The 16,693-nt window shown below is 61.6% G+C and carries 18 protein-coding genes and 1 tRNA gene; 3 read left to right on the top strand and 16 right to left on the bottom strand.

All coding sequences use genetic code 11. From position 1 onward, the window contains the following. Window positions 1-36: 36 nt before the first annotated feature. The 4 genes from CUJ84_RS22055 to rsfS form a co-directional block, all read right to left on the bottom strand. The gene (locus CUJ84_RS22055) at window positions 37-1,359 is read right to left on the bottom strand and encodes a S41 family peptidase (protein WP_017995549.1); all 1,323 of its coding nucleotides are present in this window, start codon (window positions 1,357-1,359) and stop codon (window positions 37-39) included. Then, entirely contained in the window at window positions 1,349-2,749 is a 1,401-nt protein-coding gene (locus CUJ84_RS22050) for a murein hydrolase activator EnvC family protein (protein WP_105007741.1), read from the bottom strand. Before CUJ84_RS22050 ends, CUJ84_RS22055 begins: the two co-directional genes overlap by 11 nt. A 187-nt stretch (window positions 2,750-2,936) precedes the next feature. Beyond that, the gene (rlmH, locus tag CUJ84_RS22045; protein ID WP_011654027.1) at window positions 2,937-3,419 is read right to left on the bottom strand and encodes a 23S rRNA (pseudouridine(1915)-N(3))-methyltransferase RlmH; all 483 of its coding nucleotides are present in this window, start codon (window positions 3,417-3,419) and stop codon (window positions 2,937-2,939) included. 118 nt (window positions 3,420-3,537) lie between these two features. Beyond that, entirely contained in the window at window positions 3,538-3,981 is a 444-nt protein-coding gene (rsfS, locus tag CUJ84_RS22040; RefSeq protein ID WP_003589592.1) for a ribosome silencing factor, read from the bottom strand. Between the two features lie 209 nt (window positions 3,982-4,190). On the opposite strand from rsfS, the gene CUJ84_RS22035 reads away from it, so the two are divergent. After that, window positions 4,191-4,568, top strand: coding sequence for a winged helix-turn-helix domain-containing protein (locus tag CUJ84_RS22035; protein ID WP_105007740.1), 378 nt, complete (start codon window positions 4,191-4,193; stop codon window positions 4,566-4,568). Here CUJ84_RS22035 and modC read toward each other — a convergent pair whose 3' ends face one another. From modC to obgE, 7 genes are all read right to left on the bottom strand, one after another. After that, complete coding sequence (gene modC, locus CUJ84_RS22030; RefSeq protein ID WP_105007739.1) at window positions 4,569-5,636, bottom strand: molybdenum ABC transporter ATP-binding protein; 1,068 nt, start codon at window positions 5,634-5,636, stop codon at window positions 4,569-4,571. It abuts the gene before it with no gap. Further along, window positions 5,633-6,334 carry a molybdate ABC transporter permease subunit gene (modB, locus tag CUJ84_RS22025; protein WP_105007738.1) on the bottom strand — a complete coding sequence of 234 codons (702 nt, stop codon included), beginning with the start codon at window positions 6,332-6,334 and terminating at the stop codon, window positions 5,633-5,635. The genes modC and modB overlap by 4 nt, the downstream gene beginning before the upstream one ends. 126 nt (window positions 6,335-6,460) lie before the next feature. Then, on the bottom strand, window positions 6,461-7,252 hold the full coding sequence (gene modA, locus CUJ84_RS22020) for a molybdate ABC transporter substrate-binding protein (protein ID WP_105007737.1): 792 nt from the start codon (window positions 7,250-7,252) through the stop codon (window positions 6,461-6,463). A 524-nt stretch (window positions 7,253-7,776) separates the two neighbouring features. Next, window positions 7,777-8,439, bottom strand: a complete 663-nt coding sequence (locus tag CUJ84_RS22015) for a nicotinate-nucleotide adenylyltransferase (protein ID WP_105007736.1) — start codon at window positions 8,437-8,439, stop codon at window positions 7,777-7,779. Then, window positions 8,414-9,697 carry a glutamate-5-semialdehyde dehydrogenase gene (locus CUJ84_RS22010; protein ID WP_105007735.1) on the bottom strand — a complete coding sequence of 428 codons (1,284 nt, stop codon included), beginning with the start codon at window positions 9,695-9,697 and terminating at the stop codon, window positions 8,414-8,416. The genes CUJ84_RS22015 and CUJ84_RS22010 overlap by 26 nt, the downstream gene beginning before the upstream one ends. Continuing rightward, complete coding sequence (gene proB / locus CUJ84_RS22005; RefSeq protein WP_105007734.1) at window positions 9,690-10,859, bottom strand: glutamate 5-kinase; 1,170 nt, start codon at window positions 10,857-10,859, stop codon at window positions 9,690-9,692. The genes CUJ84_RS22010 and proB overlap by 8 nt, the downstream gene beginning before the upstream one ends. Beyond that, on the bottom strand, window positions 10,846-11,940 hold the full coding sequence (gene obgE, locus CUJ84_RS22000) for a GTPase ObgE (protein WP_105007733.1): 1,095 nt from the start codon (window positions 11,938-11,940) through the stop codon (window positions 10,846-10,848). Before obgE ends, proB begins: the two co-directional genes overlap by 14 nt. 84 nt (window positions 11,941-12,024) lie before the next feature. Between obgE and CUJ84_RS21995 the strand changes: the two genes are divergently transcribed. After that, window positions 12,025-12,891, top strand: coding sequence for an endonuclease/exonuclease/phosphatase family protein (locus CUJ84_RS21995; RefSeq protein WP_105007732.1), 867 nt, complete (start codon window positions 12,025-12,027; stop codon window positions 12,889-12,891). 37 nt (window positions 12,892-12,928) lie between these two features. Here CUJ84_RS21995 and CUJ84_RS21990 read toward each other — a convergent pair whose 3' ends face one another. From CUJ84_RS21990 to rplU, 4 genes are all read right to left on the bottom strand, one after another. Beyond that, window positions 12,929-13,516, bottom strand: a complete 588-nt coding sequence (locus CUJ84_RS21990) for a GNAT family N-acetyltransferase (RefSeq protein ID WP_027668025.1) — start codon at window positions 13,514-13,516, stop codon at window positions 12,929-12,931. Next, a complete protein-coding gene (locus CUJ84_RS21985) occupies window positions 13,513-14,169 on the bottom strand; it encodes a GNAT family N-acetyltransferase (protein ID WP_018071941.1) in 657 nt (218 codons plus the stop codon). Before CUJ84_RS21985 ends, CUJ84_RS21990 begins: the two co-directional genes overlap by 4 nt. Before the next feature lie 126 nt (window positions 14,170-14,295). Then, window positions 14,296-14,565, bottom strand: coding sequence for a 50S ribosomal protein L27 (gene rpmA / locus CUJ84_RS21980; RefSeq protein ID WP_003543909.1), 270 nt, complete (start codon window positions 14,563-14,565; stop codon window positions 14,296-14,298). 34 nt (window positions 14,566-14,599) lie between these two features. Beyond that, a complete protein-coding gene (gene rplU / locus CUJ84_RS21975) occupies window positions 14,600-14,917 on the bottom strand; it encodes a 50S ribosomal protein L21 (protein ID WP_003543907.1) in 318 nt (105 codons plus the stop codon). Between the two features lie 304 nt (window positions 14,918-15,221). On the opposite strand from rplU, the gene CUJ84_RS21970 reads away from it, so the two are divergent. Beyond that, a tRNA-Ser gene (locus CUJ84_RS21970) sits at window positions 15,222-15,311 on the top strand. Between the two features lie 38 nt (window positions 15,312-15,349). Here CUJ84_RS21970 and CUJ84_RS21965 read toward each other — a convergent pair. Continuing rightward, complete coding sequence (locus tag CUJ84_RS21965; RefSeq protein WP_425349269.1) at window positions 15,350-16,537, bottom strand: IS481 family transposase; 1,188 nt, start codon at window positions 16,535-16,537, stop codon at window positions 15,350-15,352. Between the last annotated feature and the right edge of the window lie 156 nt (window positions 16,538-16,693).

The raw sequence follows: 16,693 nt of genomic DNA, 5'->3' as shown, positions 1-16,693 counted from the left end.
AAGGCCGGGCGAGGTGCCCGGCCTTGAGGGGATCGATTACTTGGCGACGACGGCCTTGTCAGGATTCGGCGGGAAGGCCGGATCGGTCTTCTTGCCGCGCAGAAGGTCGAGCGCGTAGTTCAGCTGAACGTCGTCCTTCGGGTCGGGCGGGACGTAGGCAACAGAACCCGAACCTTCGTCCGTCTCGCTCTGGCCCTTGATGTGACCGCGCAGGCTGGATTCGCCTTCGGTCACCATCTTGCCCTGCAGTTCCTGCGGCAGCGGTTCCTCGACCTTGATGTCGGGGGTGATGCCGGTACCCTGGATCGAGCGGCCCGACGGCGTGTAGTAGAGCGCCGTGGTCAGGCGCAGCGCGCCGTTTTCGCCGAGCGGGATGATCGTCTGGACAGAACCCTTGCCGAAGGAGCGCGTGCCGAGAACGGTGGCACGGCGCAGATCCTGAAGAGCGCCGGCGACGATTTCCGATGCGGAAGCCGAACCGCCGTTGATCAGCACGATCACCGGCTTGCCATCCGTCAGGTCGCCCGGGCCGGCATTGAAGCGGCGGGTTTCATCCGGATTGCGGCCGCGGGTCGAAACGACTTCGCCGCGCTGCAGCAGGGCATCGGAGACGTTGATCGCCTGGTCGAGCAGACCGCCCGGATTGAGGCGCAGGTCGAGAACATAACCCTTCAGCTTGTCGGCCGGAACGGTGTCCTTGATCTTCTTGATCGCCTTTTCCATGTCAGGATAGGTCTTCTCGGTGAAGGAGATGATGCGGAGATAACCGACATCGTCCTCGACACGCGACTTGACTGCCTGGACGGCAACGACGTCACGGACGATCGTCAGCTCGATCGGCTTGTCGGCACCCTTGCGGATCAGCGTCAGCTTGATCGGCGTGTTGACGGCGCCACGCATCTTCTCGACGGCGTCTTCCAGCTTCAGGCCGCGCACGGACTGGCCGTCGATCTCGGAGATGTAGTCGCCGGCGAGAACGCCGGCCTTGGCGGCCGGCGTATCGTCGATCGGGGTAATGACCTTGACGAGTTCGTCTTCCATCGTGACTTCGATGCCGAGGCCGCCGAACTCACCCTTGGTCTGGGTGCGCATGTCCTCGGCGTCCTTCGCATTCATGTAGCTCGAATGCGGATCGAGCGAGGAGAGCATGCCGTTGATGGCGTTCTCGATCAGCTTGTCTTCAGCAGGCGGCGTCACATATTGCGCACGCACACGCTCGAAGACATCTCCGAAAACCGAAAGTTCCTTGTATGTCGAGGATCCGGCCGCTTCTGCCGGCACACCCGCCGAGTAAATGACGCTCATTGCGGTCGCACCCATCAATGCGCCGACCAGAACAAGAGAAGCCCTACGAATCATTGCGTGCCTTTCCAGTGTCTTTGGCGGTCCACCACGGCCGGGAATCGACCGGTTTACCGTCCTTTCGAAATTCAATGTAAAGCGTTGGCCGGTTCGTTTCCAGCGCCAATGCAGTTGCGCTTGCCACTCTTTTTGCGCCCATCACGGCAAGTGGCTCGCCGGAGAAAACGAATTTTCCCTGACGGGTATTGATCGTATCCATTCCCGAGAGAACCAGGTGGTACCCATCGCCCGCGTCGAGGATGATCATCTGGCCGTAACTGCGAAATGCGCCGGCGAAAACCACCAGGCCATCCGCAGGCGCCGTCACCACTGTCTCTGGATTGGTGGCGACCGTCATTCCCATGGCCTCGTGCCCGGTGCCGTCGGCATCGCCGAACTGGCGCAGGATATCGCCCGCAACGGGCACCTCCATTTTCGCCTTCAATTCTCCGAAGGGATATGCGGGCGCAATGCGGTTTTTATCGGGCACGCCGCTGTCGGCAAGCGCCTTGGCCTGGGCGCGCTGCTCGTCCGTCATAAGCTTGCGGTTCTCCTCCGCCTGGCGGGCGGCAGCGGCAGCATCCCGCACCGAAGCGATCTCGGATTCCATCGAGGCGACGAGGCCTTCGAGGCTGGTCGCTTTGCCTGCCAGTTCCTCGGAACGTTTCCTTTCGGCCCCGAGTTCGGCGGCATTGCTGCGGCTGAGCTTGTCGTTTTCGGCAAGCAGCAGGTCCATGCGCCGCTCTTCCTCGATGCCATCAGTCATCGTCCCGGTCAGGGAGGCCTTCTCGGCAGCGCTTGCAGTTTGCAATGCGGCGAGGCTTGCGAGGTCTGCGGCAAGCTTGTCGGTCTCCTTGCGGATGCCGGGCACGACGGCGCCAAGCAGAATGGCGCTGCGCACGGAGGCGAGCGCGTCATCGGGGGTGACGAGCAAAGCCGGCGGCGGGTTGCGGCCCATGCGCTGGAGCGCTGCCAGCACCTCGGCCAGCAGGCCGCGGCGCTCGTGCAGGGAACGGCGGATGCCATCCTCCTTGACGCCGAGATCGGCAAGCTTCTTCTCGCTTTCGAGGATCTGCTTTTCGAGCGCCTTGCGGCGGCCGGCGGAATCGATCAGTGCCTGGCGGATGCTTTCCGTGCTCTTTTCCAGATCGGCGATGCTCTGCTGAAGTGCGCTCACCTTGTCAGTGGAGAGGCTGATCGTCTTCGACAGGCTTTCGAGTTCGGCACGGGTCTGGTCACGCTTGGCGGCGAGTTCGGCGGCCGGATCGGGTGGCGGCGGCTCGGCTGCCGGCTGCGGGGCAGATTGTGCCGCCTCGGGCGTAGCATCCTGTGCTCGGACGATGAACGGATTTGCCGACACGACAATCACCGCGACACCGACGCCGGCCGCGATAGCCGGGAGGATCATGCGGTGTCGCCTAATGGATGTTCTCGTCATGCGTGTTGGGGCACTTTCTCAAGTCGCGCGGAGACTAAGCTGATTTGATGCGCTTTGCCATAACGTTTGCAGGAGAACGGAGCGTCAGGCAAACACGGCTGCGTGACATTGCGACGCATTGGCCGACGCATTGCCGACACATCAGGCCGACGCGGCATCAGACGCGGTGATAAGGGTGGCCGGACAGGATGGTGACGGCACGATAGAGCTGCTCGGCGATCAGCGTGCGCACGAGCTGGTGCGGCCAAGTCATCTTGCCCAGGCACAGCGTGGCGTCGGCACGGTCGTAAAGCGAGGGATCGAGGCCGTCGGCACCGCCGATCGCGATGGTCAGCTCGCGTTTGCCCTGGTCGCGATAGGAGCCGAGCAGGTTTGCGAAGGCTTCGCTGTCAAGCGCCTTGCCGCGTTCATCGAGAAGAATGAGGATGCTGCCATCGGCAAGCGATTTCAAAAGCATCGCCGCCTCTTCGCGCTTGCGGGTCTCCGCATTGGAGGCCCGGCTTTCGGCAACTTCGGCAACACGGGTAAGTTCGAGGCCGACGGCAGGGCCGGCCTTGGCGAAACGGTCGAAATAACGGGCGGCAAGATCCTTTTCGGGGCCGGACTTCAGCCGTCCCACCGCAAAAAGACCTATACGCATTCATCCGCTCCCGCTCATGCGGCACTTCGGGCGCACACTACGCCACCGGCCGGTTTGTGATGTTTTCCGGCCAGCCAATGCCACGTCTCAGGCGCCGGACAAGATGCCGGCACGCCTGTCAGTGCCGTGTTTCTTCATCCATATCCGGAGCCGCCCACATCTTTTCGATGTTGTAGAACTCGCGGATTTCGGGACGGAACACGTGAACGATAATGTCACCGGTGTCGATCAGGACCCAATCGCCGCCTTCCTGACCTTCGACGCGGGCCGTACCGAGGCCGTCGTCCTTAAGATCTGTGAGCAGGTGATCCGAGATCGCCATGACATGCCTGTTGGAGCGGCCGGAGACGACGATCATGTAGTCTCCCAGCGCCGATTTTCCGGCAATGTCGATGGTGACGATATCTTCAGCTTTGGAGTCCTCGAGGCTGGCGAGGACGGTTTCTAGGGCACGGGCGGCGGCATCGGCGCCACGTTCCGCACTCTTCGGGATAACGGCGAACGTTTTTCCCTTGGCGTGTACTGTTGTCAGTGCTTTCCCTTTCCTGGAATGACAAACTATGCACAACACAGATCCGATCGAGATCGGATCATGGTTAAGATAGGCATCAAACCATTAATGTTTCAAGACATGCTAAGGTACGGAACGGCCGAAAATCCGATCTGCCGTTCGAATTGAAGTATTTGACTGCCGGGGCGGCCTCGTGCGGGCGGTGTACAGTTTCCATGCCGCAGCGTAAAGTGCGGCAAATTCCACGATCTCCAGATTCAATGACCGACTCAGCCGCAAAAACACTCGTGCCCGTCCTGCGAATCAGCTTCCCGGATGAGGATCGTCTCGGCCATGGCAAGATGGAACTGCTGGAGCATATCCGCCAGACCGGATCGATCTCGGCGGCGGGGCGGGCGATGGACATGTCCTATCGGCGGGCATGGCTGCTGGTCAGCGAGATGAACCGGATGTTTAACGAACAGGTGGTGGAATCGCAGCGCGGCGGGCAGAAGGGCGGCGGCGCGGCGCTGACGCCGTTCGGCGAGGAATTGCTCGGGCGTTTCCGCCGGATGGAAAGGACGATGCGCACGAGCCTTGCCGACGATCTCGCCTGGCTCGAGGGCAAGCGCAACCTGCAGCAGGGCGAGCGCGGCTGATCAGGCCTCCAGGGCAACTGTCTTGATGACGGCGAAGACCGCCCTTCCCGGTCGAAGATCCAGACGCTCGCAGGACAATGTCGTGATCCGGGAAAGAATGATATCGCCGCCGCAATCGAGCCGGATTTCCACCGTTCCGTCCTCGGTCGACGACATCCCGTCTATCCTTGCTTCCAGGATATTCAGCGCGCTCAGCCCCTCGGGCCTTGCGGTCGCCACCATGACATCGCGCGAGGGGATGCGGATGCGGACCGTTTTGCCGGGCGCAAGGGCGGCTCCCGGGATGTGGAGCTGACAAGATTTCAGCGCGACCGTCGATAGATGGTGCCGCGCATCGAATCTTTCCACCGTGCCTTCCAGCAGTGCACCCGCCTCGCGCCGGTCGGCGGCGGTGGAGGGGCGGCTCAATATGTCGATGGCAGGGCCTATCGCTTCCACCTTGCCGTCACGCATGACGACGACCTGGTTTGCCAGCCGCGCCACCTCGGCGATCGAATGGCTGACATAGACGATCGGTATGTCGGTTTCGTCGCGCAATCGCTGGAGATAAGGCAGGATCTCGGCCTTGCGCGCATCATCGAGGGCGGCGAGCGGCTCGTCCATCAACAGCAGGCGCGGCGAGGAGAGAAGTGCGCGGCCGATGGCGACGCGCTGCTTCTCGCCGCCGGAAAGTTTTGAGGGGCTGCGCTCCAGCAGCGTCTCGATGCCGAGCAGGTCGACGATGTGATCGAAGCTCTCGCTGTGTGCCGGTCTCGCCGCGAACCAGCGGCCGTAGGAGAGATTGGCGCGAATGCTGAGATGCGGGAAAAGCCGGGCCTCCTGGAAGACATAACCGAAGCGGCGGCGATGTTTCGCGACGAAGATGCCGGTTGCGGTTTCGGTCAAGACCTCGCCGTCGAGGACGACGCGACCTTCGTCCGGGTGGGCGAGGCCGGCGATGATGCGGATCATCGAGGTCTTGCCGGAGCCGGAGCGGCCGAACAGCGCGGTAACGCCGCGCTCGGAGGTGAAGGCGGCATCGAGCGAAAAGGCGCCGAGCCTCTGTTTTGCCTCGACGATCAGCGTCATTCCAGGTCGATCCTCCGGCCGGCGAGACGGGCGAGGAATTCGGAGGCGAGCAGGGCGGCCATGGAAATGACGACGGCGACGAGCGTCAAGCGGAGCGCACCGGCATCGCCGCCCGGCACCTGGGTGAAGGTGTAGATCGCCGACGACAGCGTCTGGGTTTCGCCGGGAATGTTGGAAACGAAGGTGATCGTCGCGCCGAATTCGCCCATCGCCTTGGCAAAAGAAAGGATCATGCCGGCGATGATGCCGGGCAGGGTCAGCGGCAGGGTGACCGTCAGGAAGACCCAGACAGGGCCGGCGCCGAGCGTTCCGGCCGCCTCTTCCAGCTTGCGGTCGACCGCCTCGAGCGACAGGCGGATGCTGCGCACCATTAGCGGAAAGGCCATGACGGCGCAGGCCAGTGCAGCACCCGTCCAGCGGAAGGAGAGAACAATGCCGAAATACTGGTCGAGCAGGCTGCCGATCGGACCGCGGCGGCCGAACAGGATGAGGAGAAGAAAACCGGTGACGACCGGAGGCAGGATCAGCGGCAGATGAACGACGCCATTCAGCACCGATTTGCCCCAGAAGCGGCCGCGGGCAAGCAGCAGGGCGACGAGGATACCGAAGGGCAGGCTCGCCAGCATGGCGACAATCGAGACGCGCAGGCTGAGCAGGATCGCCGTCCATTCCTCATTGCTCAAGCCCAACATATCCAAATGCAGCGGTCTCCCTGGAAAATCGAAGGCTCGCCGAGGCGAGCCTTCACGCTAAGCTGCGGCCGACGATTCCGCAATCATTTCAGCCCTTCAATCCCTTGAGGCCCCGATCATTTCAGGCCTAGATCATTTCAGGATGGTGAAACCCTGCGCCGTGAAGATGGCGGCCGCCTTGTCGGATTTCAGGAAGTCGAGATAGGCTGATGCATCCGGGTTCTTGCTCTCGGCGAGGATTGCGATCGGATAGATGATCGGCGGGTGGGAATCGGCGGGGAATGTGCCGACGATGGCGACATCCTTATCGGCCGCGGCATCCGTCTTATAGACGATGCCATAAGGCGCTTCGCCGCGAGAGACGAGGGCAAGGGCGGCGCGCACGCTTTCGGCGGCGGCGACCTTGGTTTCGACCGATTTCCAGACGCCGAGCTTTTCGAGCGCGGCCATGCCGTATTTGCCGGCCGGAACGGATTTCGGCTCACCCATGGCAAGCTTGCCGTCACCCAAAAGCCCGGCGAGATCGAAGCCTTGCTTGATCTCAACCGATTTTGCCTTGTCCTTTTCCGCAACGAGCACAATCTTGTTACCGAGCAGGTTGGAGCGGGTGTCGGCCTTGATCAGGCTCTTCTTGGCGACATAATCCATCCAATCGAGATCGGCCGCGATGAAGACATCGGCGGGCGCGGCGTTTTCGATCTGCTTGGCCAGCGCCCCGCTCGCCGCATAGGAGGCAACGGCTTCCTTGCCGCTTTCCTTCGTCCAGGCGGCATTGGCGGCGTCGAGCGCATTCTTGAGGCTCGCCGCGGCAAAGATGGTGAGTTTTTCGGCTGCGGCGGCAGGCGTCGAAAGCACCGTCGCGCCAAGCCAGAGGGCCGAGATCGCGGCGGTTGCCAGTTTCATCCATTGGCGGCGGTTTGGCATGATTTATTCCCCAGGGTACGAAATATTGCGACGAATATAACGGGCCGCGCGCCTTGGCTAGGGATATATCCAAGAAAATATAACCGTATCGGCGCTCGCGTTCGTAGCGGCGCAATGCTCACGCATTCGTGAGGTGCATGGCTTCCGCCGAAAGTGAAATCAGCAGGGCGAAAATACCTGGGAGTCAGTTTGCAAACCGCAAGGACTCCCGGCGACCGGGACTGGCTCCTTAATTTTTGCTAACAAAAACGGCAATGGTGAAGCCAAATTCACCTCGAGATTTGCATCCGATGCATTGCTGCAATGCACCAATCGATATTCACCTTTTTGTCGAATATGATAAAACATACTCATCGACACGGCTTCTCCTCCTCCCATAGCCGTTCGATAGGGTCGACAACACTCCTCCTCCCAGTTGTCGATCGAGTTTATAAGCCCGACGGATCCTCCCCCGTCGGGCTTTCTCGTTTTCGGGATCTTCTGAAATCAGGCCGGCGCATGCGTCTTGCTGGGCGCGCGGCGCTCTATTCGGCGTCGCCGTGCGACGAGCCGTTGCGGATTGCGGTCGAACTCAGGCCGGAGCGTGGTCCATGGATGAAGGTCCAGGCTGGCGCACGCTTCTTCCAGAGAACACGCGCATCATCCTCGTCGACACGGGCGAAATCGAAGGTCCTGGCCATTTTCGAGGACAGGAAGGAAAGCGTCGCGCCCGGCCGATCGATCACCGCGATCGGGAAGGTGCGGGCAATCTCCTGCCATTTCTGCCATTTGTGAAAGGTCTGCAGGCTGTCGGCGCCCATGATCCAGATGAAATGCACATGTGGATTGCGCGCCTTGACGCGGGCAAGTGTGTTGGCGGTGTAGCTGACGCCGAATGCCTGTTCGAAGGCGGTGACCTTGACGCGGGGATCGGCGGCAACACGCTCACTTTCGGCAATGCGCTCGGCAAGCGGAGCGAGCTGGTTGCGGCTCTTCAGCGGATTGCCGGGTGTGACCATCCACCAGAGCTGGTCGAGGCCGAGCCGCTTGATGGCGATTTCAGCGACGAGCGCGTGGCCCTGATGCGGCGGATTGAACGAACCGCCGAACAGACCGACGACGATGCCGCGCTCGCTGTGCGGCATGCGGAGATAATGCCGATCCACATTCTCGGTCGTCACGTCAGGGCCGCGTCTGTCCGGCACCATGCACCCGATATTTGAAAGAGGTGAGCTGTTCGACTCCGACAGGGCCACGGGCATGCATCTTGCCGGTGGCGATGCCGATTTCCGCACCCATGCCGAACTCGCCGCCATCGGCAAACTGCGTCGAGGCATTGTGCAGCAGGATCGCCGAATCGACTTCGGTGAAGAAACGCGCGACGACTTCAGGGTCCTCGGCGATGACCGCCTCGGTGTGGTTGGAGGAATATGTCTGGATATGGGCGATGGCGCCCGATATGCCGTCGACGACGGCAACCGAAATGATCGCGTCGAGATATTCCGTCGACCAGTCCTCTTCGGTCGCGGGCTTCATGCCGGGTGCGACCTTCAGCACCGTTGCCGAAGCACGGATTTCGCAGCCGGCCTCCGTCAGAACCTCGAGCAGCGGCGTCAGATGCGTGCCGATCGCAGCACCGTCGACGAGCAGGGTTTCGGCCGCCCCGCAGATGCCGGTGCGCCGCATCTTGGCGTTGACGATGATCTTTTTCGCCATTTCGATATCGGCCGAGGCATCGACATAGATGTGGCAAAGGCCTTCGAGATGGGCAAAAACCGGCACGCGGGCCTCGCTCTGCACGCGGGCAACCAGGCTCTTGCCGCCGCGCGGGACGATGACGTCGATCGCCCCGTCGAGGCCACGCAACATGGCGCCGACGGCGGCACGGTCGGCGACAGGCACGAGCTGGATAGCATGCTCTGGAAGTCCCACCGCCTTCAGGCCCTCGACCAGGCAGGCATGGATAGCCTGCGATGAACGGCGCGAATCCGAGCCGCAACGCAGGATAACGGCATTGCCCGCCTTGAGGCAAAGGGCGCCGGCATCCGCGGTGACGTTCGGCCGGCTTTCGAAGATCACGCCGATGACGCCGAGCGGTGTGCGGACGCGCTCGATCGTCAACCCGTTCGGCCGGTCCCAGGCAGCGATGACTTCGCCGACCGGATCGGCAAGGGCGGCGATGGCGCGGATTCCCTCGGCCATTTCGGCGACGCGCTTGTCGTTCAGCGTCAGCCGGTCGACGAAGGACGCGAGCATCTCGGTGCCTTCGATATCCTTCAGGTCCTTGGCGTTCTCGGCAAGAATATGCGCCTTGTTCGCCAGGATCGCATCGGCCATGGCATTCAACGCGTTGTTCTTCGCCTCAGTCGACGCAAAGCTCAGTGGTCGTGCCGCAGCCCTTGCCTTGCGGCCGATGTCGTTCATCAGCACGTCAATGTCAGGGCTTGGCGCAACGGTATCAAGCATAGCTCGCGTCCTTCTTCTGCCTTTCCGATTTCGAACCGATCTGTGCGGTCATCACCATGTCGTCGCGATGGACCATGGCGGCGCGCCCGGCATAACCGAGGATGGCCTCGATCTCTGCCGACTTGCGACCGGCAATCCGACGGGCGTCGTCGGCATCGTAGCTTACCAGGCCGCGGGCGATCTCGCGGCCGGCCGGGCCGATGATCGCCACCGTATCGCCGCGGCTGAAGAGGCCGGAAACGCTGCGCACGCCGGCGGGAAGCAGGCTCTTGCCGGCCCCGAGGGCAACGACGGCGCCATCATCGACATGCAGTTCGCCGGCCGGCTGCAACTGCCCGGCAATCCAGGTCTTGCGGGCAGTAACGGGTGTGCCCGATGGCGCGAACCAGGAGGAACGCGCGCCGTTTTCGATCGCCGACAGCGGATTATCGGTCTTGCCGGAGGCGATGATCATCGCGCAGCCCGATGCCGTTGCAATCTTGCCGGCATCGATCTTGGTGCGCATGCCGCCGCGCGACAGCTCCGAAGCGGCTCCGCCGGCCATCGCCTCGATCTCGGGAGTGATTTCCGCAATCGTTTCCAGGAACGTCGCGTTTGCATCGAGATGCGGCGGCGCGGTGTAGAGGCCGTCGATATCGGAGAGAAGAATGAGCAGGTCGGCGCCGGTCATCGTCGCGACGCGGGCGGCCAGGCGGTCGTTGTCGCCATAGCGGATCTCGCTGGTGGCGACGGTGTCGTTTTCATTGATGATCGGCACGGCGCCGATCTTCAAAAGCTGATTGATGGTGGCGCGCGCATTGAGATAGCGGCGGCGCTCCTCGGTATCGCCGAGCGTCAGCAGGATCTGGCCGGCGACGATCTCGTCGCGCGACAGGCTTTCCGACCAGGCACGCGCCAGCGCGATCTGGCCGACGGCCGCTGCCGCCTGGCTTTCCTCCAGCTTCAGCGCGCCGGAGGGCAGGTCGAGCACCGAGCGGCCGAGCGCGATTGCGCCCGAGGAGACGACGAGCACGTCGATGCCCTTGGCCTTCAGGCCGGAGATATCGGCGCACATGGCGTCAAGCCAGGCCTTCTTCAGCCCGGCCTTGCGGTCGACCAGAAGCGCGGATCCGATCTTGATGACGATGCGGCGGTAGCGGCCAAGCGGCTTACGGCTGGTCATCGTCCTCGTCTCCACCCTTGTCCTCGCCCTCATCGGTGACGACCATGTCGCGATGGCGCAGCTTCGGAACCTTGGCCGGCTTCTCCTCGGTATTGGCTTCAACGATGATGTCGCGCAGCGCACGCAATACCTCGGTCATGCCCTTGCCGGTGACGGCCGAAATCTGGAATGGCGTCCTGCCGCAGGCCTTGGCCAGTTCCTTGGTCTTCTTCTTCAGTTCGGCATCGTCGAGCACGTCGATCTGCGACAGCGCCACGATCTCCGCCTTGTCGGTCAGATCGTTTCCATAGGCTTCGAGTTCGTGCTTGACCGTCTTATAGGCCTTGCCGACCTTTTCCTCCTGGGCGGAGATGAGGTGGAGCAGCACGCGGGTGCGCTCGACATGGCCGAGGAAACGGTCGCCGATGCCGACACCTTCATGGGCGCCTTCAATTAGGCCCGGAATGTCGGCAAGGATGAATTCGCGCTCGTCGATGGTGGCGACGCCGAGATTGGGATGCAGCGTGGTGAAGGGATAGTTGGCGATCTTCGGCCGGGCGCGGGTGACGGCAGCCAGGAAGGTCGACTTGCCGGCATTCGGCATGCCGACGAGGCCGGCATCGGCAATCAGCTTCAGGCGCAGCCAGATAGTCTTTTCCTCGCCGGGCAGGCCGGGATTGGCCCAATCCGGCGCCTGGTTGGTCGAGGTTTTGAAATGGGCGTTGCCGAAGCCGCCATTGCCGCCATGGGCGAGGCAGTAACGCTGGCCTTCGACGGTCAGGTCGCAGATCAGCGTTTCCTGGTCTTCCTCGAAGATCTGGGTGCCCACGGGAACCTTCAGCGTCACGTCGCTGCCGTTGGCGCCGGTGCGGTTCCTGCCCATGCCATGGGTGCCGATCGTCGCCTTGAAATGCTGTTGAAAGCGGAAATCGATCAGCGTGTTCAGGCCGTTGACGGTCTCGACCCAGACGTCACCGCCGCGTCCGCCGTCGCCTCCGTCAGGGCCGCCGAACTCAATGAATTTCTCACGTCGGAAGGAAACGCTGCCGCCGCCGCCGTCCCCGGACTTGATATAGACCTTTGCTTCGTCGAGAAATTTCATTTTACTTCCAATATTCAGTGGCAGTTGGACGGCCCGTCTTGGCCCATTCGATATAGGCGGTTCCGACGGAGGTCAAAGATTATCGTGAATTTTGCGAGCTATAACATACAGTACGGCTTCGGTCTCGACGGCAGATACGATCTGGCGCGCATTGCCCGAAGTCTCGAGGGAGCTGATGTCATCGCGCTGCAGGAGGTGACTCGCGGCTTCTCGCGCAACGGTTTTGCCGACATGGCGGCCGATGTTGCAGCCTTCTTTCCCGACTATTTCTGGGTGTATGGGCCGGCCTGCGACATGCATGTCGAAGCTGATGAAGGCGGGCTCCAGCCGGTGGCGGGCACCCGTTTCCAGTTCGGCAACATGGTGCTGTCGCGCTGGCCTGTTGTCTCGACCCGAACGCTGCTTCTGCCGCGCAGTCGGACGATCGGCAAGATCAACCTGCAGCGCGGCGCAACCGAGGCGGTAATCGCAGTACCCGGCGGTGCGGTCCGCGTCTACTCCGTGCATCTCGACCATGTCTCCGCCGACGAGCGCATCCGCCAACTGCAATTCTTGAACGCGCATATCAATGCCTTCGTCCAGGAGGGTGGGTCGCTGACGGGGGGTGGTGAATTCGACCTGCCGGAGCCGCCGCTGCCGGAGGATTATGTCATCATGGGTGATTTCAACATGGAGCCGGAATCGCCGGAATATTGCGCGCTTGCCGGGGCTGGCGGCGGATATTACGGTCGCGTGGCAAGGATCGGGACGCCGGTCGACGCCTTTGCGGCGCTGAAGACTTACTCTCCGGAGAGCTACAGCTGGATGGATCCCGAAGATCACGGCAAACGCATGCATCTCGATTATTGCTTCGTCAGTTGCGGCCTGCAGAGCCGGTTGAAATCCGCCCGGATCGATACGCGATCCGTCGGTTCCGACCATTTCCCTCTATGGGTCGAGATCGGCGTTTGATGGAGACGCCGCCAGTGCGGCGACGTCTCGAGTTTGATCAGGCGACCTTTCGCGGCTGCAGCATGCCCGGCTGCAGCACGGTTTCGATGTGCGACACCATGGTGTTGCGGGCGAAACAATAGATTTCGCCGCAACCCGTCATGTGGAAACCGAGCTTCTCCTGCAGTCGCAGCGAAGCCGGGTTGTCGGCGAAGACGCCGGAATGAACCGGCGTCTCCGGCATGCGGCGCGAGAAGCGCTCGATGATCGCCGCCACCGCCTCGCTCATATAGCCGCGCCGCCAGTAGTAGCGGTTCAGCCAGTAGCCGAGGTGCCAGCGACCGTGGCGCAGCTCGATCGAGACGTTGCCGATATGGACATCGTCCTTGTCGGTGATCGCCAGCGGCCAGTCGGGCAGAGTGCCCGAGGTGACCGGGATCAGCCAGTCCAGCGCATCCTGCCGGTCGAACGGCGCGGGTACGCGGGACAGCATGCGCGTGACCGCGAAATCGGAGAGCGATTCCGCGATCGCAGGCGCATCGCTCAGCCTGTGGGGGCGGAGCGTCAGCCGGGCGGTCGAGATGACAGGCGCGGGGCCGGGCATCATCGGCTTGACCTCTGGCCTTTGCAGCGCAGTCGTGCTCATGCGATGTTCCCCCAGCTTCGGAGGGACATCCAGGTCTTGCGGTCGAGCCTGTACCATTCGACCGGCACGTTGCTGCCGAGCGCCAGCGAGGCGGCGAGCCCCGATCCCTGGAACTGGAAGCCGCACTTCTGGATGACGCGGCGCGAGGCGACGTTCATTACCCGGCAACGGGCGTCGATCTGATCGACATCCTGGCGGGTTCTGAACACCATATCGACCAGGGCATGGCAGGCCTCGGTCGTATAACCCTTGTTCCAATAGGGCTCGCCCAACCAATAGCCGATCTCGACGGTCTTGCCGTCCGCATGCGGCTCGACGCCGCAGCAGCCGATAAAGGCGCCGTTTTCGGCCTTGGTGATCGCATAGACGCACTTGCCAATATCGCCATTTTTCGTGCGACGCACGAAGTCAGCAGCATCATCGGCGGTATAAGGGTGCGGCATACGCGATACCATGGTGGCGACTTTGGCGTTGTTGGCGAGATGGGCAAGGGCGTCGATGTCTTCTTCGTGGGGCGCGCGCATGACGAGCCTTTCCGATAACAAGACAGGGCAATCGGTCCTTAACCGTTCCGGCCTCAGCCGTTCTTCGGAAGACCGCTGGTCTTCCCGGGGAGACCGTGATTGGTCTGCCCTTAACAATTCGCCTTGCATGGTTCAGTCCTCCTTGAGGGGTAAAGAAAAAGGGGAGATGGCGCCCCATCTCCCCTGTTTTCTAGACTGAACCTGATACGGCCAGCCGGGTCGATGAGACGCCGGCTGTTTTTGAGCGCTACCGGCTTATTCCGCTGCTTCCGCTTTCGGCATGACAGACACGTAGACGCGACCGTTGGCCTTCGTTCGGTAGTTCACATTGCCGGCGGTAAGCGCAAAAATCGTGTGATCCTTGCCGAGGCCGACGTTGGAACCCGGATGCCACTCAGTACCGCGCTGACGCACGATGATGTTGCCTGCGATGACGGCTTCGCCGCCGAACTTCTTCACGCCAAGGCGCTTGGACTGAGAATCGCGACCGTTGCGCGATGAACCGCCAGCTTTTTTGTGTGCCATTGGAGTTCTCCTTTAAAACCTTGTCCCGTTGATCTTACTTGGCAGCCACGATGTCCGTGATACGGACGACCGTGTGATGCTGACGATGGCCGCGCGAACGCTTCGAATTCTGACGACGGCGCTTCTTGAAGGCGATGACCTTCTTGCCGCGGTTCTGTTCGACGACTTCTGCCTTGACAGAGGCGCCGGTTACGAAGGGCGCACCGATCGCAGCGTCGGCGCCTTCGCCGATCACGAGCACTTCGGTGAATTCAATGGAGTCGCCAGCGGTGGCTTCCAGCTTTTCGATGGTCAGCACGTCGTTGGCCGCCACACGGTACTGCTTACCGCCGGTCTTGATGACTGCGAACATTTTTTATCCTTTCATGTTCGTTCCAGCGCTCCCCGCTAATCCAGCAGGTGGCTGTCTTTTTATCAGTCGAAGTTAAGCAGGGATTTCAGAGGTGTAATCCTCGAACTCGTCCTGCCGGTGAAGCCCCGCGCGAGCGCGGGACAGCTAAGGCGCGGATTTCTCCAAACCTATTGCGCAGCCGAGATAGCCGAGTGACAAAAAGGTGTCAAGGCAAAAGGATGGAATGCTTCGACTTTTCGGCTTGCCAGCCTGTCATTTGCCCGTTATGAGAACGCCCGCGCCGAACAAGCGCCGACCAGACCGCGGAGAGGTGGCAGAGTGGTCGAATGCACCGCACTCGAAATGCGGCATACCTGCAAGGGTATCGTGGGTTCAAATCCCACCCTCTCCGCCATGAATTTCCCGGTCCGTTCTGGACACATAGGTTACGGTTTATTCCTGAGACATAGGTAACACTTTTGGACCGAAAGGGTTCGGCAAAGGTTCAAGCCTGCATGTCTCATCATCGAAGTATCCCAGATCGTAATCCATAAAGCTTGTAAGCCAGATATGGTCTTCGACCTGTTTGATGCCGACGGCCTGACCGGCGAAGACCAGACTGAGATTGATCTTCTTCCGCTTGTAGCAGATGCGTCCGCATGTTGTGACGGTGACTGTCTGGTCGTGGAGCGGGTAGTCGAGATCGGGTAGGCCGCGGTAGGCGCGCGGTGAAGCGTCGTAGCATTCTGCCGGGCAGGCCATGTTGAGCGCCTGGTGGGGCCGCTCGGTGTTGAACTCCTCGACGAAGTCGTCGAAGCGGGCTTGCTGCTGCAGGAAATTGTCTCCGGCCGGCTTGGTTGTCTCAAGTTTCAGTGTCAGATGCATGCGCTCGTGGCGGCCGTTCTGCTGCGGATGGCCGGGCTTGATGCGCTCGATGTCGATACCGAGCCTGAGCCACCAGACGGCGAGCCGCGACAGATTGAACAGTCCGTTGGGGCTGGCGAAAGGCACTCCGTTGTCGGTTCTGATCGCCTTGGGCAGGCCGAACTCCTTGAAGACGCGTTCGAAAACGGTAAAGGCGTAGACTTCCTTGGTCGTGTGCAACGCTTCGCAGGCCAAAAGATAGCGGCTGGCGAAGTCGGTGATCGTCAATGGGTAGCAATAGCGCTTATCGGCAAGCATGAACTCGCCTTTGTAATCGGCGCACCACAGGTCGTTGGGCAGCCCTGGATTGGAGAGGGCTGTTCCTTCAGCCCTGTTGCGCCGCCGCCTACCGTGCTTGACCAGGCCGTTGCGGTCGAGGACGGCATGCACGGTTGAGATCGCCGGTGTGTGAACATCCGGATATAGCCGCGCCAGCCGCTCCCTGATCTTTGGTGCGCCCCAGTTGGGCTTGTCCTGCTTGGTCCGCACAATCAGCTTCTCGATTTGGAAAGGAAGCTGATTGGCGTGCCGGTAAGGCCGTCGCGATCGATCTGTCAGTCCTTCCAGACCGCTGTCGTTATAGCGGCTGATGATCTTGTGACCGGTCTTGCGGGAGATGCCGAATTCGCGGCACAGCGCCGCTATCTTCTCGCCATCCAGAACCCGCGCAACGAATTTGAGACGCTCGTCCATGCGGTTGCACTCCTGCCAAGGCACCTTCGCTCTCCTCGCAAAGGCAAAAAGTGTAACCCATGTCTCCGGTATGAACTGTCACCCCTCTCTCGGGAAGGACACCCGGGATTATTAACGTTTTGAGATTACCGGGAGATTGCCATGACCGGCGGTCAGAATCGCATGCATTCCAAGGCCGCA

The sequence above is a fragment of the Rhizobium leguminosarum genome (assembly GCF_002953715.1).
Lineage (GTDB): Bacteria > Pseudomonadota > Alphaproteobacteria > Rhizobiales > Rhizobiaceae > Rhizobium > Rhizobium leguminosarum_V.
This window is presented reverse-complemented; position numbering and strand designations above follow the sequence as displayed.